21 protein-coding genes and 1 tRNA gene are annotated in these 20,580 nt (G+C 41.8%); 11 read left to right on the forward strand and 11 right to left on the reverse strand.

Features of this window, described 5'->3' with window-relative positions; genetic code table 11:
- Positions 1-368: 368 nt before the first annotated feature.
- The 7 genes from ALKIM_RS0106815 to ALKIM_RS20380 all read left to right on the forward strand — a co-directional run bounded on the left by ALKIM_RS0106815 (position 369) and on the right by ALKIM_RS20380 (position 4,976).
- Positions 369-1,763, forward strand: coding sequence for a sugar transferase (locus tag ALKIM_RS0106815; RefSeq protein WP_026473988.1), 1,395 nt, complete (start codon positions 369-371; stop codon positions 1,761-1,763).
- 87 nt (positions 1,764-1,850) lie between these two features.
- The gene (locus ALKIM_RS17860; protein WP_052345456.1) at positions 1,851-2,723 is read left to right on the forward strand and encodes a DUF4296 domain-containing protein; all 873 of its coding nucleotides are present in this window, start codon (positions 1,851-1,853) and stop codon (positions 2,721-2,723) included.
- Positions 2,724-2,735: 12 nt separating this feature from the next.
- Positions 2,736-3,347, forward strand: coding sequence for a hypothetical protein (locus ALKIM_RS0106825; RefSeq protein ID WP_026473989.1), 612 nt, complete (start codon positions 2,736-2,738; stop codon positions 3,345-3,347).
- A 3-nt stretch (positions 3,348-3,350) separates the two neighbouring features.
- Positions 3,351-3,632, forward strand: coding sequence for an FIG domain-containing protein (locus tag ALKIM_RS19850; protein WP_157363820.1), 282 nt, complete (start codon positions 3,351-3,353; stop codon positions 3,630-3,632).
- Positions 3,563-4,189: a 3'(2'),5'-bisphosphate nucleotidase CysQ family protein gene (locus tag ALKIM_RS17865; protein WP_162148800.1), complete on the forward strand. Its 627-nt coding sequence runs from the start codon at positions 3,563-3,565 to the stop codon at positions 4,187-4,189. The genes ALKIM_RS19850 and ALKIM_RS17865 overlap by 70 nt, the downstream gene beginning before the upstream one ends.
- Positions 4,190-4,258: 69 nt before the next feature.
- Positions 4,259-4,627, forward strand: coding sequence for a dihydroneopterin aldolase (gene folB / locus ALKIM_RS0106835; RefSeq protein WP_026473990.1), 369 nt, complete (start codon positions 4,259-4,261; stop codon positions 4,625-4,627).
- Between the two features lie 4 nt (positions 4,628-4,631).
- A complete protein-coding gene (locus ALKIM_RS20380; protein WP_084555825.1) occupies positions 4,632-4,976 on the forward strand; it encodes a cysteine-rich CWC family protein in 345 nt (114 codons plus the stop codon).
- On the opposite strand, the gene istB is transcribed toward ALKIM_RS20380, so the two are convergent.
- Positions 4,919-5,656 (reverse strand): IS21-like element helper ATPase IstB, encoded by a 738-nt coding sequence (istB, locus tag ALKIM_RS0106840; RefSeq protein ID WP_026473110.1) that lies wholly within the window; start codon positions 5,654-5,656, stop codon positions 4,919-4,921. The genes ALKIM_RS20380 and istB overlap by 58 nt on opposite strands.
- A gap of 10 nt (positions 5,657-5,666) precedes the next feature.
- A complete protein-coding gene (gene istA, locus ALKIM_RS0106845) occupies positions 5,667-7,214 on the reverse strand; it encodes an IS21 family transposase (RefSeq protein WP_026473111.1) in 1,548 nt (515 codons plus the stop codon).
- 347 nt (positions 7,215-7,561) lie between these two features.
- Between istA and ALKIM_RS0106850 the strand changes: the two genes are divergently transcribed.
- From ALKIM_RS0106850 to tnpC, 4 genes are all read left to right on the forward strand, one after another.
- Positions 7,562-7,632: transfer RNA gene (locus tag ALKIM_RS0106850), tRNA-Cys, on the forward strand.
- Positions 7,633-7,879: 247 nt separating this feature from the next.
- A complete protein-coding gene (tnpA, locus tag ALKIM_RS0106855; protein WP_026473991.1) occupies positions 7,880-8,233 on the forward strand; it encodes an IS66 family insertion sequence element accessory protein TnpA in 354 nt (117 codons plus the stop codon).
- A 6-nt stretch (positions 8,234-8,239) separates the two neighbouring features.
- Entirely contained in the window at positions 8,240-8,605 is a 366-nt protein-coding gene (gene tnpB, locus ALKIM_RS0106860; protein ID WP_026473992.1) for an IS66 family insertion sequence element accessory protein TnpB, read from the forward strand.
- Positions 8,606-8,668: 63 nt separating this feature from the next.
- Positions 8,669-10,342, forward strand: coding sequence for an IS66 family transposase (gene tnpC, locus ALKIM_RS17870; RefSeq protein WP_044117791.1), 1,674 nt, complete (start codon positions 8,669-8,671; stop codon positions 10,340-10,342).
- Between the two features lie 157 nt (positions 10,343-10,499).
- On the opposite strand, the gene ALKIM_RS17875 is transcribed toward tnpC, so the two are convergent.
- The 9 genes from ALKIM_RS17875 to ALKIM_RS0106910 form a co-directional block, all read right to left on the reverse strand.
- Positions 10,500-11,375 (reverse strand): glycosyltransferase, encoded by an 876-nt coding sequence (locus ALKIM_RS17875; RefSeq protein WP_052345458.1) that lies wholly within the window; start codon positions 11,373-11,375, stop codon positions 10,500-10,502.
- Positions 11,376-11,455: 80 nt separating this feature from the next.
- Positions 11,456-12,682 (reverse strand): O-antigen ligase family protein, encoded by a 1,227-nt coding sequence (locus ALKIM_RS0106875; protein WP_026473993.1) that lies wholly within the window; start codon positions 12,680-12,682, stop codon positions 11,456-11,458.
- Entirely contained in the window at positions 12,672-13,508 is an 837-nt protein-coding gene (locus ALKIM_RS0106880) for a glycosyltransferase family 2 protein (protein WP_026473994.1), read from the reverse strand. Before ALKIM_RS0106880 ends, ALKIM_RS0106875 begins: the two co-directional genes overlap by 11 nt.
- Before the next feature lie 61 nt (positions 13,509-13,569).
- The gene (locus ALKIM_RS0106885) at positions 13,570-14,847 is read right to left on the reverse strand and encodes an oligosaccharide flippase family protein (protein ID WP_026473995.1); all 1,278 of its coding nucleotides are present in this window, start codon (positions 14,845-14,847) and stop codon (positions 13,570-13,572) included.
- A 53-nt stretch (positions 14,848-14,900) separates the two neighbouring features.
- Positions 14,901-15,635, reverse strand: coding sequence for a LicD family protein (locus ALKIM_RS0106890; protein WP_026473996.1), 735 nt, complete (start codon positions 15,633-15,635; stop codon positions 14,901-14,903).
- A gap of 10 nt (positions 15,636-15,645) precedes the next feature.
- Positions 15,646-16,773 carry a phosphonoacetaldehyde reductase gene (locus tag ALKIM_RS17880; RefSeq protein WP_052345459.1) on the reverse strand — a complete coding sequence of 376 codons (1,128 nt, stop codon included), beginning with the start codon at positions 16,771-16,773 and terminating at the stop codon, positions 15,646-15,648.
- A 35-nt stretch (positions 16,774-16,808) separates the two neighbouring features.
- Entirely contained in the window at positions 16,809-17,945 is a 1,137-nt protein-coding gene (gene aepY, locus ALKIM_RS0106900) for a phosphonopyruvate decarboxylase (protein WP_026473997.1), read from the reverse strand.
- Between the two features lie 12 nt (positions 17,946-17,957).
- Positions 17,958-19,277, reverse strand: coding sequence for a phosphoenolpyruvate mutase (gene aepX / locus ALKIM_RS0106905; protein WP_026473998.1), 1,320 nt, complete (start codon positions 19,275-19,277; stop codon positions 17,958-17,960).
- A 184-nt stretch (positions 19,278-19,461) separates the two neighbouring features.
- Positions 19,462-20,550 carry a Wzz/FepE/Etk N-terminal domain-containing protein gene (locus tag ALKIM_RS0106910; protein ID WP_084555826.1) on the reverse strand — a complete coding sequence of 363 codons (1,089 nt, stop codon included), beginning with the start codon at positions 20,548-20,550 and terminating at the stop codon, positions 19,462-19,464.
- Positions 20,551-20,580: the final 30 nt, after the last annotated feature.

A 20,580-nucleotide genomic window follows, 5' to 3' on the forward strand; every position in this document is an offset into this window, starting at 1 on the left:
CGCAAGAAACGGTCTATTCCAAAATCTGGAAAGATATCAACAATCACATCTAACATCCTACAATCTTATATATCCCCTTCTGCTCTGATGCCTGGTTTTATCACAAACCGGTTGTGAAAATAAAAAATGACACTACCCAACCACAATTAAAAGCACATAATACTCTTATTTAAGAAATACCGGCCTCTCCCAAATCTCAAGACAAACAACTACACTCTCTCAACCAATACTTTACATCCAACACACCATCACAACAAACGTCCGCATCATACATTAAAACAATGTGAAATTAGGCTTCACGATGTTGCACTATTATTGGCGGGTTAAACAATAAAATATTATATTCGTGACCACAAATCAAATCAACGATGCTAAAGGAGAAAACCAAGGCAATCAACGCACTAATGACAATGGTCGACATCCTGCTCGCCATCATTAGCTTCAACATAGCCTTATATCTTGAATTTGGACGGTTTTCCGTTCTCCATCACAAAGACAGTGTCATTCTTCAGCTGCTCATTGTAATTTTCTGGACACTGCTTAGCAACGGCATGGGAACAAATATCATGTACCGTTCACGTCCGTATTCAATCGTGCTTTTCAACTGCCTGGGACTGACATTTGCAGGCACCTTACTTCTTATCCTCTCTGCCTGGGCATTCAACCTTTTCTATCTGGGCATACACCTCTTCTTTATTTTCGGATTGGTACACCTGTTCTTTACCTTTAGCGCTAAAACATTTACCTATCAACTACTTAAGTCGGCACGTAAAAAAGGATTAAACTACCTAAATATTTTGCTTATTGGCGACAATACTTCTATCCCTTTTGTGCGCCAAATACTAAAGCACCCTGAATGGGGCTATCGCATTACAGCAGTTATTGGAACTGACAAACTGGAGTCTGAATGTTCATCGGTGGCTCCATTTCTTCCTGAAGATACTGATATAGAGCAATTGCTCAGACAGAAAGCCATCGACGAAGTTGTAATTTGTAAAGAAAATCTGGTTCCCAAACAGTTGGAATCCCTGGTTCAGATATGCTCAGAAGTGGGTGTGGTTTTCAGATTGTATTCGCCATTTTTTAACATGCTGGCCAACCGTACACAGCTCCATTTTTTCGGCACCACTCCCTTCCTTACCATTTCAAGTACGCCAATGAACTATCTGGCGTTGAAAACAAAAGATTTTTTCGACAGATTATTCTCCGCATCGGTACTTATATTGCTATCTCCGGTGTTTCTTGCTATTGGCCTGGCTATCAAACTCGACTCCAAAGGACCTGTTTTCTTTAAACAGAAACGGGTTGGACTGCGCGGCCGTAAATTTTTAGTTTACAAATTCCGAACGATGGTTGTAAACGCCGAAGAGTTGCGCGAAAAACTGCTGGAACATAACGAGATGGACGGCCCTGTATTTAAAATCGCCGACGATCCGCGCATCACAAAAGTTGGAAAGTTTCTGCGCAAAACAAGCCTCGACGAATTGCCTCAATTCTTTAACGTGCTGCTTGGCGAGATGTCGGTAGTGGGGCCACGCCCCCCCCTGCCCGACGAAGTAAAAGAGTACGAGCGCTGGCAGCTCAGACGCCTCTCAATGAAGCCAGGCATCACCTGCATCTGGCAGGTATCCGGCCGTAACAACATCCCTTTTGATGAGTGGATGAAGATGGATTTGGAATACATAGACAATTGGTCCATTAAGCTGGATTTTGTACTTTTCCTGAAAACAATTCGCACCATGGTGCGTGGCGATGGCAGATAAAAACCAGATACAGTTGGTGTCATATACGACAACTTTGTCTAACTCACAATTGTCTGACATCAAGCAATGTGATATAAATTAAACATCATGACACCCATAAGAAGCTCCAAATACATACTACGCAGAACGATGAACACTTTGCTCATCCTCATTTTGCTGATGTTTATGGGTTGTAATAAATACAACATTCCGCGAGGTTTTCCCAACCCGGACAAGATGGCCGATATCCTTACCGACATACTCATCCTCGAAAGCACAATCACCTATGCACCCGGAGTTTCAGCCTATCGCGACCGCAACATTGCCGGATATTATGCCTTCGTGCTTAACCGCCACGGCATTGCACCCGAACAATTCGATACAATTCGCAAATGGTATAACAACAACCCTCAACTCTATCAGTTGGTATATGAAAAAGTACTTGCCCGACTCAGCGAACGGGAGGCCGATGTGAGAATTTTAATTGAACGGGAACAGGAAGACCGGCTCAGACTTTCCAACCTACCTGACATCGACGTGAACCAGCCCCTTAATCTTTGGAGAGATACCTCGACCATACATTTAAGCCTGAGCGATACGATCGATGCAAGATTGCCATTTCGCTATACCACCGACACGCTTGAGTTGTCAGGGCTAATAAAACTGGCAGCATCCTACAAGTTTTTGAGGAATGATGCCAGCCGTTCGCCGCGCATGATGCTTTCAGCGTTTTACCCCGACAGCACTGCGGATACGGTTTACCATAGCATTACGCACTCGTTCCACCGAACCAATGCTCTTCTTGAACTTAAATTAAGGAGAGACACTTTCCCGGTAGAAATTTACGGCTTCATTCTGCTGCAAGACTCCACAATAAGACCGGCTGTTGAAATCACGAACATCTCCATCAATGTTATTCAGGATTCAATTCCTGTGAACGAACCTCACAAAATATTGTTGCCCGAGGAGTTGATTCGATAAAACCAAAGAACTATGCGAAGCCGAATGTTTGCTTCCCATTTCATCCTGCTTCCGGGCGGAAACGTTGGCAAATGGCCAATAATACAACTATCGCCACAGGGAGCTATTGAAAAAGTAGAAGTGCATCCCGAAGGATTGCGTGAACGCCCGGGACTGGAGCTACATGGCGGCCTGCTGATTCCCGGGTTACTCGATATCTGCCTTGCTGATCAACAGATTATACCCGAGCCCCGTTATCTGAATATGCACTATGCATGGGGCACTGCACTGCTGGGCACAAACAACTACCAAACCTCAGAGCGACCACCGGCCCTGATAAAAACCAACGACAGCATTGCGGCACCGCACAAGGTACTAGACCGATGCGGCAACAACCACGAAATGCCAATTCTTGAAAGGATAAAAAAACACCTCTCGCTCACTGCTACAGATAACCTGATAGAATTATTGTATCTTGCAACTGAATGGAGCGCTTCATCCATTCACATGTCACACCAAATAGGTCTGCTGGATGAGGGTAGAACACCGGGTGTTATTGTAATTCAAAATCTAGACCTCACAACCTTCAGCTTCACACCACAAACCCGCATCAAGTGGCTTATCTCACCGTCTATTAAATTTTGACACATGCTCAATAACGATTTCTTAATAGCCATAAACGCCGCCATAAAGGCAGGAGAACTGATAATGAGCGTCTATCGAAGTGATGACAAATCGGTATCCAGCAAAGAGGATCTCTCACCAGTTACCCGTGCCGACATGCTCAGTCACAAGTATATTGTTGACACACTGTCACACACGCCATGGCCGGTTCTCAGCGAAGAGGGAAACCCCACACAGTGGAGCGAAATAAAAAAAATAACCGATACTGGCTCATCGACCCACTGGATGGCACCAGGGATTTTATAAATGGGAATGACGAGTTTACCGTTAACATCGCACTTGTTGAGAACAACCGACCCACCACAGGCATCATTTATGTGCCGTGCAAAGCTGAATTATTCGCCGGAATAAAGGGCAGTGGTGCGTGGCATCTTAAAAACATCACACCTGATACATCTGTATCATCTGAGCGATTTATGCAAGAAGCGCAAAAGCTCCCATACCTAAAGCAAAACAATGACTTCACCATTGTGGGCAGCAAAAGCCACTTTACACCCCAAACTGAAAGCTTCATAGCCCGAATAAGCCAATATGTTTCTCCGGTCTGTTTTGTGAGGGCTGGAAGTGCTCTTAAATTCTGCCGGATTGCCACCGGAGAGGCCGACCTCTATCCACGTATGGACAGCATCATGGAGTGGGATACTGCTGCCGGACAAGCCATAGTGGAAGCTGCCGGTGGACATGTGCGCCGCTGGCCCGATGGAGAACCATTAATGTGTAACAATGCGGACATGCGAAATTCTGAATTCATCGCCATTGCACCGGGGAGAGATATCAGCATGTTTTTTGAATCTCTGGGATAAACGCTGCATATTTGCACTTCCATTTTTATTCCCAAAACAATCTATTATCAATCAAGAATCACAAATAGAATGACATCCAACAAACAAACTGCCATTATCGACCTCGAAGAGATGGTTTTTTACGCATACCACGGCTGCTTTAAAGAGGAACAGGTTGTTGGCAACAGCTTCATTGTAAACATATCACTGGAAACTGAAGTGAGTAAACCAATGCTGACCGATAACATAAAAGATGCGCTAAATTATGTGAACGTATACAACGCTGTGAAAGAGGAGATGGCCATCAACTCCCATCTTCTGGAACACCTCACGGCACGCATCATCAACCGCCTTTTTGAACAGTTCTCTGCCATATTACATGCTACCGTGAAAGTGTCGAAAATGAATCCCCCCATGGGAGGTCAAATGAAGAGTGTCAGCGTAACCCTGAAGCGTTAGTTTTATGACGGGAAGTCAGATTCTGGAAACATGTCCGAAATGCGGCAAACGTTTTGAGTGTTGTCACAGCAGTCAAAACACCTGCTGGTGTAAGTCTGTCAAAGTAAATAAAGAGACCTTATCATCCATCGCCATGAGATACGACAGGTGTCTTTGTCCCGATTGTCTGAACCTATTCGCACCTGACACGCTTCAACAGAATGAGTCATTGGGTATTTCGGTCATATTTGTGCCAGGCATTTCGGTCAAAATGTGCCAGTCTGAGAGATGGTGCAATAGTACAAAAAAATGCTATTCGCTTGCTAAAATGCCCTTCCTTAATGAGGGTCCATTTAGGTCAATTCGATGAGAGGAGTTTACCAGTCGGTCGAGTATTGCATCCGCAATCGTTCCTTCCCCGATAATGTCGTACCAAACCGAGACAGGTATTTGTGAAGCCACAATCGTTGTTTTCTTACCGTGTCTGTCTTCTATTATATCCATTAGCGACTCTCGGTCCTGCTTATCAAAAGCTTGCAGCCCAAAATCATCTAATATGAGAACATCCGTTTTGGCTAATTTATTGATGTCATTCATATACGTCCCATCCATTCTTGATATCTTAAGTCGCTTAAATAATCTGGATGTAATTGCATAAACCACCTTGTATTCCATCATACAAGCCTGATGGCCAAGAGCCTGAGCAAGGAAGCTCTTTCCAACCCCTGTTAGCCCGGTTATTATAACGTTTTCGTTTCTCTTGATAAAATCAAGCGAGGCCAGCCGTTGGAACATGTTTTTATCAAGCGTTCTGGTGGCACTGTAATCGATGTCTGCAAGTGTGGCATTTTGTCTGAACCCGGCATGTTTAATAAGTCTGTTGATTTTCTTATTCTGACGCTCCTCCCATTCATGATCGGTAAGTAAGGCCAGGTATTCATCCGCAGTCAAAGTGTCTAACTGATTATTTTTGACGTGCTGTAAATGCAAGTTTGCCATAGCGTTGATTCGCATATGGCGAAGTTTTTCTACTGTTTGATTGTTGTTCATGTTTATTGGTTTATTTATAGTTAGTTGCCCCTCTTAAATTGCTATGAGTGGGTATATGAGATGCTCTTTGATTATCCGGCTCCTCAACAAAAACGTCCCGTTTATTCTTAAGAATGTTTTTAAGTCGTCCATAGGAGTGTATGCCGACATCAAGAGCCAATTTACAAGCATTGTTGAGCCTTTCGACACCATAGATCCGATGCAATTGGATTACGCCCATGGCTCTCTTGTAAATGACTTCCGGATAAGATTGATTATCAAACAAACTGGCTACAAAATCATGGACGTTAACTCCATGCTTTAGTGCCTTGTTCTTAAAAAATTCAGGGCTCCACTCAAGATAGGCTTTGTGTGTGCTACACAAGTGGCTTTTATCGGTATTGTACTCGCCTGGAGAAGGGTTTCTTTGGTGGTAAGCAATACGCTGTTGATTGTAAAAAACCTCAACACTCGATCCGGCATAATGGATTTGAGTTCTTTTACCGATATAACGATAGGGAACGCTGTAGTAATTGTTGTCCGGAGAGAAATAAACATATCCGGTTTTTTGGACCTTAGCCCTGCGATATCCTTTTATCTCATATCGTGTTGAAGGAAGCGGCTTAAGGTGCTGCCTCTCTAATGTTTGGAAAAGCTCTCGCCTACTGCATGAGCGCCGTTGTAACAACATGTTATTATAGCCTACAAGGTGTTTTTGGATCTCTTTATTAAGGTCATCCAGAGAAAAGAAGGTCATGTTGCGTATGGGGTAATAAATTCGTTGATAGGATAAGTTTACGGCATTTTCCACTAATGCTTTATCCTGCGGGGCGTATCCACGAGCCGGATTTACTACGCTGTTGTAATGACTCGCAAAATCTAAAAATGATCGATTGATACGAGGCTCGTATTTACTGGCTTTAGTAACTGCTGACTTTAGATTATCTGATACAATGGCCTGGGGAACGCCCCCAAAGTATGACAAGGCATTGGCAGTGCACTTTATTAAGGATTCCATAGTTTGGTCAGGACAAGCCTCAACGTAAGTGTACTGACTGCAGGGCAAAATAGCCACAAACACCTCTACGGCCTGGATTTCCCCGGTATACTTATCAACTATTGTAAGCTTCTTGCCGGCGAAGTCAATGTAGAGTTCATAACCGGGCTTGTGGGGAAGTTTCATCGAGCCCTTCTCTTTAGAGTACTTCCTTTGGTAGTGCTCGACAAATTGAGTGTAACTGTATGGCTCTTTAGCTGATGACTTATATTCAGAGTAATGATGCAGTAGCGTAAACCCAGGATGATTTGGTTCTGCATGCATATTAGTGAAGAACTGCATCAGTTCATCAAAGCGAGGATTCTTTATGGTGGTGTGGCCCGGGAATAGCTGGGCAAGCTCATAATTGGAAAGCTTTAGGAGTTCTTCTATGCCATGCTTGCACGCCTTAAACTGCCTTACATAACTGTTTATAGTGTTGCGATGAATGCCTAGAGTATCAGATATCCGACGATTACTTATGCCATCAATGTGCAACCGTAAAATTTGCTTTAGTTCCATAAGATCAAGAATGTGTGCCATATCGCTTTTTATGGCGATATAGAAAATTAAACTTGATCTCTCAAACTGGCACAAATCAAACCGAAATCTTGAGCCTTAAGCGGCTCTCCAAAATGGCACAGTTCGAACCGAAATAATTGGCACAGTTCGAACCGAAACAGAAAGGGGCAATCCTGTTGCGACTTTTTCAAAACCTGGCCTTGGCTCGTGGCACATTTTGGCCGAAATTAGTGGCACATTTTGAACCGTTTTATCCAGTCATCTGAACCGAGGCTCAGTTCTTCAAAAAATCCCATCAATAACAAATAAAAAACACCCCACCATTGCAGGCAAACCAAATAATTTTGTATTTTTGTGCCACCTGAAAGGGTCGGTTGGCCGAGTGGCTAGGCAGCGGTCTGCAAAACCGCGTACGGCGGTTCGAATCCGCCACCGACCTCAACAAAAAAACTCCATTACAACGCATCGCTGTAATGGAGTTTTTGATTTTTCTGAATCAACCTGAAACCGGCCTTAAACACCTATTTCCGGACTATCCAAATATCCTGAGGAATAGATTTACCTGATTGTAATGCTGGCTCAATATCTGAACATTGCCTGAGTTCAGCTTTAAAACGTAAGCATTCGGCCTAGTACATATTGTCATCAAAGCTAAGCAGTCGTTTCTTTGAAGGCAAAAAATGAGGATGACACATACGACCTTCAAGCAACTCTATCAAGAGTATCAGGAATCCAGTTTAAGCGTACGAGACTTCTGCTCCAATCAGGCTTTATCCCCTTCTACTTTTTATTACTGGAGAAAGCAGTTGGGGAATACAGCGCAAGAAGCACCTGAGCGCTTTGTTCCACTGGTAATCGACTCGGCACCGACGCAAAAAACAAAACACAACAAGCACGTTGCGATAGCCACGAACAAAACCGATGGTTTAAGCATTTCACAGGCACCTGTTGAACTTGTCTTTCCCAACGGAACAAAGATGGTAATCCGCGAAAACATCGACCTGCGATTATTAAAAGCAATTGTTCACCTCTTTGATTAATGGCCGATGTTTCATTTGCATGGAAAACTCAAATACTTTCTATATCCTGCAGCCGTTGATATGCGCAAGAGTTTTTACACCCTCAGCGGTATCGTCACCTCATTAATGAAGCGTGAGGTACAAAGTGGCGAGGTCTTTATTTTCGTCAACAAGCGACTTACCACTATGAAGATACTGCACCTGGAGCATGGCGGTTTAGTAATCTATCACAAGAAGCTCGACAGTGGCGTTTTTAAGTTGCCCACCTTTGATGACAGCTTGCCTTCTGTTGCTATCGACTGGCAGGATTTAATGATGATAGTGAAAAATGTTACCCCCAGAAAACGACGTTTGAAACCGCGACAAAAAGAAGCACTTTTTCAGGATTATTAGCTTGTTAAAATTGGCTGCAAGCCTTGGTTTTACTACCTTTAAGCTCGTAATCAAACAGGGATAATGAGCGATTTATCAAGCGACAACGACAAGTTGGTTCAGGCGCTTCTTCAGGAAAGAGACGAACTCTTCCAGGAGCTTTCCCGGCTGCGAAAAATCGACAATGGTACCCTGGACACCCTCGAAGCCCAGAACCAAAAACTGAGCTCTGAAGTCGTTCAAAAGGATCAGGAAATTAAGAAGCTCACCGATCAACTGGCCTGGTTTCGCCACAAGTTTTTTAGCAAGTCCTCAGAGAAGTTCATAAAAGAAGACCCCAACCAAAGAAAGCTTGACTTTGATGGGATTGATGCTCTGCCCCAAGAGAAGATCGCTATTGAAAAAGCTGAAATGGAGTTGATCGAGTACGAGCGTCGTAAAGTTGTTCGGGAAAAGAAGAGCGCCGTTCGTCTTCCTTTGCCAGAGCATCTCAGACGCGAGATCGAAGTCATAGAGCCCGAAGACCTGCGAGCCAACTGGGTTCGTATTGGCATAGAAGCAACTGAAATCCTCGAGTTTAAGCCCGGAGAGCTGTATGTGCGTCGCATAGAGCGTCCCAAATACGCCGTTAAACCCATAGCCGCCCAGGCACAAGACCAATCCGAACAAGAAGAAGCACCTGCCGTACGTATCGCACCTATGCCTTTGCTGCCGTTGCCCCGCAGCAATGCCGGTGCTTCTTTGTTGGCAGAACTGTTGATGAACAAATATTTTTATCATTTGCCATTTCATCGGCAGATTGCTATGCTCAAAATGGTCGATGTTAAGCTGCCTGCATCAACGGTTAATGGTTGGTTCCAAGGAGGGAGTGATTTACTTCGTGCCCTTTATCTTCGTTTAAAGGATCTTGTTTTAGAATCGGACTACATTCAGGTAGATGAGAGCACCATACCGGTGGTAGACAATGAAAAACACAAAGCCACTAAAGCCTATCTATGGATGGTTCGTTCCGTTATGAACAACCTTGTATTCTTTCACTACGACAAAGGCTCCCGGGCCCAAAAGGTAGTCGTGGATCTCTTAAAGCATTTTCAGGGAGCCGTTCAAACTGACGGGTACCAGGCATACTCCATCTACGAGCAAAAGAAAGGTGTTTTGCTGCTTGGGTGCTGGGCACACGCACGCCGTAAATTCACCGAAAGCTTCCTGGAAGACAAAAACGGAGCAGAGTATGCTTTGGCACAAATTGCCAAATTGTACCAGGTGGAGCAAATGGCCAACGATGAATCCATGACGTACGAACAACGTTCAGAGCTGCGAAAAAGGTTGGCTTACCCAATCATGCGTGGATTTGAGAAATGGATTGTGGCTTATCACCCCAAAGCCATACCCGGTGGCCGCATGAGCAAGGCCTTGAGCTATACCTACAATCTCTTTGAGCGCTTATCTCGCTATCACTTGGATGGTCGATACCTTCCAGACAACAATTTGGCCGAAAATGCCATCCGTCCTTTGGCTGTGGGTCGAAAAGGATTTCTGTTTTGCGGCAACCACGAGTCGGCCGAAAATGCGGCCATTATGTATTCGTTGCTGGGCTGCTGCAAGGCCTGCGATGTGAACCCCAGAGAATGGTTAACGGATGTCTTTAGTAAGATTGCTTTGTACAACAACAATTATGAACTGGACTTAGCAGATCTTTTGCCACACAATTGGAAACTCTCAAACAAGTGTCAGAATTTTCCAAAGGATTCCAACTAAATCCAACTTATTCCAAAAGATTCTAATAGATTCCACTACACTTTAGAACACTTCACCACCCTAGGTCGGCCTTCCGGCTTAGGGATTTTTCTTACTTTTACAATACGTGGCAGACCGAATGCATACTTTAAAACTGCTATCATGAATGGGAAAATAATTACAGTAAGAAAATTGTGAAAGCAATTGACATTAAGTTTTTTTGAGCTCTCGGATTAGAATCGTAAAACTTAAGTTTTTTCAGCGTAGAATTATTAATTCGCTTCCTCTCCCTATCAAATAACCATCCCCATTTATTAAAATACTTAAAAGCCGATTTTAGATGCACTAAAGTCAGATTCAAATGATTTCTGGATGCCATCGCATAAACATGGAAAATTGACACATGGGGATAAAACATAACCCTATGAGTTTGAGACACCCGTCTGCAAATGTCCACATCCTCTAAATAAAGAAAGTAACGCTCATCAAACCCTCCAATTGCTGCAAAAACAGATGTCCTGAAAGTCATAAAACAACCTAAGACAAAAGGGACTTCCATGGTTTTATTATATTGTGTAAACCTCAACTCAATCATCTCATTTCGCTTCTCCTTATAAGCTCGAAACATTGACCTTCTCACAAATAAATCGATTGGCGTAGGCAGAAGACGACAGGAAAATTGCAGTCGGCCATCAGGATAAAAAACTTTGGGGCCAACGACACCAACATCAGTATTAGTTTGCAAGTATTCCACTAACTTGTTTAACTCTTCCTTTTTAAAATAGACATCCGGGTTTAGTACAATGTGAAAATCTGCTTTCACAGGACAACATTCAAATGCCTTATTATGCCCCTTCCCAAATCCTAAGTTGGAGTCTGAATGGTTATATGTTACATTTTGCAAGCTCGTAAACAGACTTGACAAAGCATCATCAGGTGAATTATCTATAACCGATAAAGCCATTATATCTAATGGAAGTGACTCCAATAGTTGAATAAGCTGATTTTCGGGATTTCTATATAAAACAAGACTTGCAGTAAGTAAAATTTTCACATTTAATTCGTTTACATATTAACAACATGCGAAGACTATTCTCCATGCAATAAACGTACGCCTATCAAAAAGATTGTGTTTTAGCCTTCGTTTATTAAACCCACAACTGATTCTGGCTCTTTTTGCGCAGAAGAAAGGAATATAGCCAAAGAAACATATACTACAATATCACTATCATAACCAAGATATTGAACCATTAAAGAAAGTAGAAAAGGTAACCCAACTATAAAGAAAAAAGCCATATTGTTTTTTAAACTGCGAAATGTCTGAAACATTAAGAATAAAAATAAGAATAAACCTACGATACCCATATCAATCCATAAGGTAGCATAAACGTTGTGAATATTTGATTCAGAAAACCTGTCCCCAAAGAAATAATCAAGGAATAAAATTCCATTCCCGGAAGTTGTGTTGATCAAATCAATATTATCTATTAGATATGCCCACAAATATAGACGGGCTTTAAATCCATCTCCAGTATGTCCTGATTCAAGATTAAATACAGATTCATCCAATCGTAACAACCTTTCATAAAACAAAGGCGTAATGTACCACACTAATGCAAAAAATACTATTATGACAAATAACCTTGCATATACAGGAACATTTTTAATATAGCGGAACCAAGTCCAAACAACAATGAATACAAACAATGACACCTGAGCTGTTCTGCTACTTAAATAAAACAATGACAATATCCAGGTGAAAAACATAAGGATATTATATAATCCTTTTCTTTCAAATACGCCCAAATAGGTACCTCCAAAGTAGATAAATCCGATAAACGCTACCTTTGTTGCCCAAATATTTTTATGGTTATTTCCAAAAAAAGTAATCCACTCGTCAATAGCAAAGGCCATCTGTGAGGTTTCATATTCGAAAGGGGCAAACCACAAATTTAAATAGGCAACCTTAATCAATACCTGAATAAACGAAAGCATCAGAATGAGTCGAAGTAACCAACCTAATTTCTCTGTGTATCGGGAGGGGTCCACACGACCAATAAGTAACAAAAACGAAATAAGAAATGTATAGTTGGTAAGAATCTTAAAATAGACCTGGAAATTTGATTGGTAACGATAACGTACAAAAATATAAGTTGCAAGAAGGATAAAAAACCCAGTAGTCAGTATTGTAAAAAAGGTTTTGACGTTAATCTCATACTGGGATTGCAATGCCACGTGGAGAATGACAACAAATGAAAAAAGCCAAAAAACAGGCACATAAATCGGTACCACAGCAATGAACACCGAAAAACAGGATAAAAAGAATAACCCAACGATACCGTCTTTTACATCAACCTCCATATTTCACAAAGCCTTCTATTCGTGAGCATACATACAAGAACCTCTTACTCATTGTTGCCACATCACCTTTTAGTAATGAAACCATACCCCGCAACACATGATAACACATGAAAGCAATAAAAAAAGATACGTTAACTACCGAAGGATGTTTACGTATATAGGCACCAAAACCCTGGCCATAACTTCGGATCTTGTCACTTTGCAGATCCGATATATCCTCATGCGGGTGATAAACCTTTATCAACGGCATATAAGCCATTGAGGCGCCAGAACTTAATATCCGATACATGAGATCCACATCTTCGCATGCTCCAAAGCGGGCACCAGCCCCTAACTGTTCATCAAAGCCAACCATTCGGTTGCGTTTAATAAACATGGTGATTGACGAGGTTAGTAACAAAATATGCCGCCTCTTTATCGTGAAAGGTTTTTTGCTCCATTTTTTTAACGAGTCTCCTCCATTTTCATCTACAATACGCCCCTTTACTCCCGCCAGCATTTCATTCTCAGAAAGCAACTGATTCACAGCTTGAAGCGTATCGGGGAAATAACGGCAGTCATCATCAGGGAATGCGACCACATCTCCTGTGGCAACTTTTAAACCTGCATTTCGTGCCGCAGATAAGCTCTGAGGCAAAACCTTGAGGTGTATTAATCCTGGCAGTTCAGCCTTATAACTTTGAATGTTTTTACTGATACGATCATCTGAATTTTGATCGATAACTATTACCTCAAAATCATTATAAATCTGACCTTTCAAACTATCCAAAAATCTAAATGGCTCCTCAGTTCGCCTTATCGTTGCCATTATCAAAGAAAACTTCATATCATAAATCTTTTTCCGTAGTCTAAAAACTATCAGCCCTTCGTCTTACGAATCTTTTACTCTAGCAATTATTTCCTGCTCCAGTTTTCATGTTTAGTAGCTTTAATTTCTTCACAAAATAATAGCGATAACCCACATCAAACAATCCAACTAAGACAACTAAATATGCATAAAGATGTAACGAATGCAGGTCGGCAATTATTATTATGGAGACCATCGCGGCATAAACTAAAAAGCTAAAAATGATACTTTGATTAAAAAACCGGGAGTGATTTTTCACCACTAGCACAGTATTTCCCAGAAAAAAGCTGGTTCCATTCAAGGCGATTGTCAACCCAAGGATGTTAATCACCAGCTTAGCGTGAGACATCTCTTCACCACCCAGTAATCGGATAATAAAATCACCCCAGAAAAAAATACCCACATAAGCGCCAATGCCTCCAAAAAAAGCAAAGCGGATCACCTTCTTCACCAAAAGCATATCTAAAGTGCGTGCTATATATGGAAACAAGGTTTGGTTCAATATATTGTATGGAATCAGCACTATTTGCACCACCTTGCGTGCCAAATCAAAATAACTTACCTCTTTCATCCCAATAAATGTCCCAATTAAGATTGAACTGGACTCCTGAATTGCAACGGCAGAGATTCGGGACAGGAAGAATGGGACACTTTTTCGGAAACTGTCAACAACCTGATTAAAAGATGGAAGTATCAGTGACAATTTCAGCCTCCCAAAGATGATATAGAACGCCACAGCTCCTGCTACAATAGTTCCTAACAGCATCAAAGCAGGAACCCGAACATAATGGTGGGGTTGGTTGATAAAACTGAACACCAAAATGGTGTAGACCAACTTGGATGATAGCGAAATCAGTGTGATATACTTCATGCGTTCGATTCCCTGAAAAAACCAAACCGGCAGTAACACTTCCGAGATGGCCGTAAACAACGCGAGAATCAAGAGCGTGGCATGTCCTTCAAATCGGGGAATAACTGCGACCAATGTAAGGCCGGCCAATAAGCCCACCGTAAACAAAACAAACTTAACAATCAGAACTGCCGCAAAAATCTCTGCTACCTTCTGCTTGTCCTGACGATTCACTGACACATCTTGTGTCCCCGAGATGTTAAATCCAAAGTTTATTAAAATCGAAAAAAATGAGGCTATGGAAATTACATATACCACCCAGCCATAATTATGACTTCCCAACACTCTGATCAAATATGGGTAGGTCACCAACGGCAATGCCAGGTTAAACAACTGAATGAGCGACAAGTATGAAAAATTCTGTACCAGTCGATTCTTTTTCAGTTCTTTTATTGTTTTTATCTGCATCGCTTTTGGCTGTGGTTTATTTGCAATGGAATCTCCGGTTTATCGCAAACAGCTCATTTAAACTCTCTAAACACAACACCTACTTTATCGGGTAGATAACAGGCATTGAGATTATCTTTTTCAACATTTGCATAATCCCAACTACGTGGAATCATATAATCATTCCCGTAATGATAAGCCAGGTACTCCTCAACATTTGATGGGATATTGAAAGTCTCGCCTCTAAACTCACAACTCTTCAATCCATCCAGAATCATATACTGCTCAATAGGACGCAACCCTCCGTACTTTTTAATAGATTGCTTCTCTCCACAACCCGGGAAATTTACAAATAAATGAACCCGATATCTGTTTGCTTCAATTTGGCTATAAAAAAACAAGTCAATCTTGATGTCATTTTTAATATATGATAACTCCATCCCGTATTGACCGCCATCAAGCGAAATTCCACGAAACAACTTAAAACCTTCCTCTCTCATGCATCTATCGATGATCGAGTAGTCAGTCTGAATGTAAATTCCCAGGTCGATGTCTAAATCATTCTTGATAAACGCTCCATTCCGGTGAATGCCTAACAGCGTGCCGAAATCAAGCCAAAATTCCACCCCTGCATTGTTCAATGCTTTTTTAGCAGAACAAAGCACATCGAACGAGTTCGCTTCAAAATGCTTTTTAAAGAACATTTCCTTCCATAAACGAAATGTAACCAACAGATACAAAAAACGCAACGCCTTAAATACCAGTGGAATATTGTTAATTCTGACAGATATGGTTTCTTTAATACTCATTTTTCCAAAGTCAATTACAATGTTTATTCTTTAGATACTCTAAAAAAGTTTCATCAATCTTTACTGGATGATTACCCAATCGCTCCAGATTAACCCCATGGAAGAACTGGTCAAACTGAATCGGTTCAGTCATCCCAATCTCTTGAAATGTCATATCGATCCCACCCAATTTCATTCTACGTTGAATAATATCAGACAGTCCGCCAAAACCAGACACATTAAACAGAGCAAGCAACTTCTCATATTCTCTTCCTAGACACATTTCCAACTCCCATCCTGCTTCGTTATAAAAATCAAAAAAAACTGACAACAGAAATCCAACAGCCTGGCCATGTGGTACATCATACTTTTTTGTCAGATGATATGAGAATGCATGAATCGCGGTAGTTTTGGTTACATTAATGGCACAGCCGGCTAAATATGAGGCTTTCAGCATTTTCTCCCTGCATAAAGCATCCGCATGAATAACTGCCCCTTCAAAAGCCTCCAGGTTTAGCTGAATCGATTCACTCGCATAGCGCAAACTATCCGGAGTGCACTGAAGTGACCAAAAGGATTCTATCGCCTGACTTAATGCATCCATTCCAGAAATGGCCGTAAGTTGGCGACTCATGGTTCGCGTAAGCGCCGGATCAAGCAAAACAACTTCAGGCAACAAGCGGGCATCACCTACTGAATACTTTTGGTCATTAATATACACTACGGCAAAATGAGTTGCTTCGCTTCCACTTCCGGCAGTTGTTGGCAATACAATAAGCGGAATACTTTCGCAATCTGGCAATACACCATTTCTTACTGTGTCATATACATCTGAATCAGCATTACCTAAAGCAGAAATCAACTTGCCGGTATCAATCACACTGCCTCCACCAATGGCAATCACAACATCCGGCTTAAACTGCTGAAGCTTCCTTAATCCATCAATTATTTCAAAACATTGCGGATTGACTTGGAATCCATGGTGTCTGTATACTTCGCACCCTCCGATAAGTTTTCTGAGTTGTTGGCCTGGAAACAAATTGTCGAACGACTGACTTCCAGTCACCAGAAAAACCTTCCTGGCATTCAATCCTTCAAGGATATCAGGTAGTCGGGATGACACACCGCTTCCAAAATGTATCTGCTGTTTCTCAAACATTAATTCATCGTATAAATCTCATTTCAGACTTATGATCAAATCCCTTTAATGAAACGCATAAATGCCTCTTTATTCATCGCCGGTGATTCTTTCGGACGGCCTAAATCAGCACGCGATGCCAATGAAACCATTACTTCAATAAAAATGGGCCCGGAAAACTTAGGCAACTTTTGGAACAACCCGGATAAGTCGCTTTTGTTATCGATGCGAAACACCTGTCTATAACCACACGAAGCAGCAATACCACACAAATCAACTTTAAAGGCTGCTGTGGGATGACCACCAACAGATTCATGGGCGCCATTATTCAGAACAATATGAATCAAATTCTCCACACCGGAAGCTGTTGCCACTGTTGCCAAGGCTCCCATATGCATAAGCACAGCCCCATCACCATCAATACAGTAAACCCTTTTCTCCGGTTTTTCCTGAGCAATGCCAAGGGCAATCATAATTGAATGCCCCATTGACCCGACAGTCAGAAAATCGCAGGAATGCTTTTGAGACCTCTTCTCCCTCAGTTCATAAAGCTCTCTGGAAATCTTACCCGTGGTAGCAACAACAATTGAATCCTCATCCATCTGGCTTGTCATCGCTTCAATTGCATCTTCTCTGTGCAACTCATATAAATTCTGGTCTCCGCGGGATGTCCTTTTATAAGGTGTAAAAGTGTCTTTACGAACTACTATGGCAGCAGGGCAACTACGGGCAATTGCAGTTGTGTGCAGTTCGTCGATAACAGAAGTAAAGTTGGGCGTATTCCCGTCAATTATTCTGAAAGGAATTCCCAGTAAATCTAAAAGTTCGTTCTGAATCTCCCCTTGTTTCAAATGTTGCGGTTCATCTTTAACTCCTGGTTCACCTCGCCATCCAATCAACATCATCATCGGAATGCCATACACCTTGGTGTCTGCCAGCGATATTAGCGGATTAACGGCGTTGCCCAGCCCGCTATTCTGCATATAAACAAGAGGCACTTTCCCAGTGGCCAAATAATGCCCGACAGCTAAACCGATGGCGCTGCCTTCATTCACTGTTATTTGATGGTTGCCATTATCAATACGATCGAGTACACAACTACCAAAATCTTTAAGCAGTGAGTCAGGAACTCCACAAAAATAATCCACCCCGCGGTGGATCAAATGGGCAAGAAAATCGCCTGCGTCAATCATCGGTAAAAATTATTAGCTCAGTTCCACATCTGGAATATCCAGATCCGGTATCAGGGTCAGTATCTCTTTTATCGACATCATATTGTCCCTGGCCTCAAAAGCCCTCTGATTAATTAATATTTTTCTGGCCGTATCGACCATCGCAGGATAAGCACTTCGAAGCAATTGATTGGCATAAATCACTACTTTGACGCCTTTGGCTGCCAACTCATCCTCATAGATGGCATCGTAGCTGGTTGGCACAACCACGAGAGGCACCTTAACCTCAAACTGGTTAAACAAACTGCAAAACTCAAGAATTTCATCAGGTGTATCCTCCTTAGAATGAATCATTATCGCATCTACACCCGCTTCGATATATGCCTTCGCTCTTTGTATGGCATCCTCCATTCCGGCCTTAAGAATCAAGCTCTCGATACGGGCAATAATCATGAAATCATTGGTCACCTGTGTTTGCTTTCCTGCGCGTATCTTAGAGCAGAAATGCGGTATTGAATCCTGCGTTTGTGACACATCAGTACCAAAAAGGGAGTTTCGCTTTAGCCCTGTTTTATCTTCGATGATTATGGCTGATACACCCAGTCGCTCAAGGGTGCGAACAGTAAATACAAAATGTTCAGTTTTTCCGCCTGTATCACCATCAAAAATAATTGGCTTGGTAGTCACTTCAAGCAAATCATTAATGTTACTCAACCGGGCGGTGATGTCTACAGCCTCAATATCAGGCTTCCCCTTTACTGTTGAATCAGTCAAACTGCTGGCCCACATCCCGTCAAACTCACGAATCTGTCCGTTTATCGTAACGCTTGTGCTCTCTACGATACGGCCTGTTAGTCCATTGTGTGCTTCAATAATTCTGACAATAGATTTGGAATTCATAAGGCGTCTGAGTCGCTTCAATCGTATCTCCGGCGTTGTCCCAACTTCTTTAAGGGAACGATTCAGCTTAGTTGAGGATATTCCTTGTGTATAAGGCACTTCCACTAGTTTTCCGCCCCACTCCTGTAAAGTGTCAATCACTTGCTGCCGGGTTTGTTTCTGCACTCCCTCCTGCCAATCATCACCATGTACCACAATATCTGGCTTAAGCTTATAAAGATTCGGGCGATAATCCAATGTTTCTTGCGGCACTACACGATCAACTCCTTTGATGTTTTCAAGAACAATTTTACGCTGTTCGTATTCCAGATATGGTAAACGTTTGTAACTGGCTATCGCTTCATCGGTTAAAAGTCCAACGGTTAAAGAGCCTAATTTAGCAGCTTCCCTAATCACATTCAGATGTCCGGGATGTATTAAATCTGCACTCATCCCGATATATACAGTTTTCATGTGTTTCTAAATTCTTGTTTAAAAATCAATACTCTTCAATTTAAATGAATAAAAACAAAAACCAACCATTAACTATTTGCAAATTAATCAAGATCGCTAGAATGAAAAACCAACTATTCTCTCCAGCTTAACTTTACAATAGTTTTGCTTCCTAATATGCATTCAGCATTATTTCTATGCAACCCTACAGTTTTAAATAAAATCTCACGATCTTGAAAACGATAGCCATTACCCCTACAATTGCCCCAATAACAAAACCTATCACCAGATTTATGCTATGGCGTGGAGAGGTTTTTCTTACTGGAACTTTTACAGGTTCAATCACAGAAAACACAGGCGTCTCATTCTTTACTGCCAGACGTGCCTGCTCCAATTGCTGAGCCAAAGTCTGATATAGACTATTTGCTAATGCATAACGGTTTTCAAGATCTGCCAATCGCAACTCAGCCCTTTCTGCCACCAAAAATCGGTTGGCATCCCTGAAGGAAAGCAACTCATGACGTAAACTGTCGTGTTCCTTTTTCTTCTCCTCAAACCGTTCCTCTATAAACTGTAAATTTTCACTTACACGTCGGGTCTTATAGCGAATTACATACTCCTGCAACAGTATACGCGCCCTTTCAGCAATCTGTGCCGCAACAAAAGGCTCATCAGCTGAAATGTTGATTGAGATCAGCTTATTCCTTCTGTCTACTCGTACGTCCATTAACCCCGTTAGTACATCCAAAACAGCCTGCTTTTCTTCATCATAAAAAACAATCTCATTCCCAAACGAAACAATGGTCCCTTTTTTCCCTCCTATGATCAAATCCTTTATTGTCCAGGGCAATAATATCGTATAACTTTTTATCAGTTTAAATGGATTTCGCTCTAGCTCTTTGCGGATTCTATCATACAGCAAAATGCTATCTGTTCTATCTGCAGAATAAACAATCGTTGACAGCAAATCATTTAAAAAAGGATAACTCCCCATTATATATGGGTATATCTCTGGAGCTATTTCAGAATTACCACCCAACATCGAATTGATATCAACGCCGGCTAGGGAAGCAAGGCTCCCCAATTGTCCAATTGATGCCATCCCATCGGTTTGTGGTAACAATACAGCTCCAGCTTTATATCTTACTGGCATGCTAAAGGTTATAATTAGCGCTAAAAACACTCCTGTCAAAATAGCATAAACTATCCACTTTCTTTCGAACCAGAAGGTGTTTAACAATGCAATCAAATCTATATTATTACCTCTCTTTACTTGTCCTATAGGGTTATCCATAACACTTAACTTAACTATTCTTTTATATTG

This window comes from Alkaliflexus imshenetskii DSM 15055 (genome assembly GCF_000517065.1).
Taxonomy (GTDB): Bacteria; Bacteroidota; Bacteroidia; order Bacteroidales; family Marinilabiliaceae; genus Alkaliflexus; species Alkaliflexus imshenetskii.

Bases quoted from the DNA above. Each gene is read 5' to 3' on its own strand.
- folB (WP_026473990.1), top strand. From the start codon at position 4,259: ATGACATCCAACAAACAAACTGCCATTATCGACCTCGAAGAGATGGTT.
- tnpA (WP_026473991.1), top strand. From the start codon at position 7,880: ATGACACATACGACCTTCAAGCAACTCTATCAAGAGTATCAGGAATCC.
- ALKIM_RS0106825 (WP_026473989.1), top strand. From the start codon at position 2,736: ATGCGAAGCCGAATGTTTGCTTCCCATTTCATCCTGCTTCCGGGCGGA.
- ALKIM_RS0106885 (WP_026473995.1), bottom strand. From the start codon at position 14,847: ATGCAGATAAAAACAATAAAAGAACTGAAAAAGAATCGACTGGTACAG.
- ALKIM_RS0106880 (WP_026473994.1), bottom strand. From the start codon at position 13,508: ATGAAGTTTTCTTTGATAATGGCAACGATAAGGCGAACTGAGGAGCCA.
- ALKIM_RS0106910 (WP_084555826.1), bottom strand. From the start codon at position 20,550: ATGGATAACCCTATAGGACAAGTAAAGAGAGGTAATAATATAGATTTG.
- ALKIM_RS17860 (WP_052345456.1), top strand. From the start codon at position 1,851: ATGACACCCATAAGAAGCTCCAAATACATACTACGCAGAACGATGAAC.
- istA (WP_026473111.1), bottom strand. From the start codon at position 7,214: ATGGCACACATTCTTGATCTTATGGAACTAAAGCAAATTTTACGGTTG.
- istB (WP_026473110.1), bottom strand. From the start codon at position 5,656: ATGAACAACAATCAAACAGTAGAAAAACTTCGCCATATGCGAATCAAC.
- tnpC (WP_044117791.1), top strand. From the start codon at position 8,669: ATGAGCGATTTATCAAGCGACAACGACAAGTTGGTTCAGGCGCTTCTT.
- tnpB (WP_026473992.1), top strand. From the start codon at position 8,240: ATGTTTCATTTGCATGGAAAACTCAAATACTTTCTATATCCTGCAGCC.
- ALKIM_RS17880 (WP_052345459.1), bottom strand. From the start codon at position 16,773: ATGTTTGAGAAACAGCAGATACATTTTGGAAGCGGTGTGTCATCCCGA.
- ALKIM_RS20380 (WP_084555825.1), top strand. From the start codon at position 4,632: ATGACGGGAAGTCAGATTCTGGAAACATGTCCGAAATGCGGCAAACGT.
- ALKIM_RS0106875 (WP_026473993.1), bottom strand. From the start codon at position 12,682: ATGGAGGTTGATGTAAAAGACGGTATCGTTGGGTTATTCTTTTTATCC.
- ALKIM_RS19850 (WP_157363820.1), top strand. From the start codon at position 3,351: ATGCTCAATAACGATTTCTTAATAGCCATAAACGCCGCCATAAAGGCA.
- ALKIM_RS0106890 (WP_026473996.1), bottom strand. From the start codon at position 15,635: ATGAGTATTAAAGAAACCATATCTGTCAGAATTAACAATATTCCACTG.
- aepX (WP_026473998.1), bottom strand. From the start codon at position 19,277: ATGAAAACTGTATATATCGGGATGAGTGCAGATTTAATACATCCCGGA.
- ALKIM_RS0106815 (WP_026473988.1), top strand. From the start codon at position 369: ATGCTAAAGGAGAAAACCAAGGCAATCAACGCACTAATGACAATGGTC.
- aepY (WP_026473997.1), bottom strand. From the start codon at position 17,945: ATGATTGACGCAGGCGATTTTCTTGCCCATTTGATCCACCGCGGGGTG.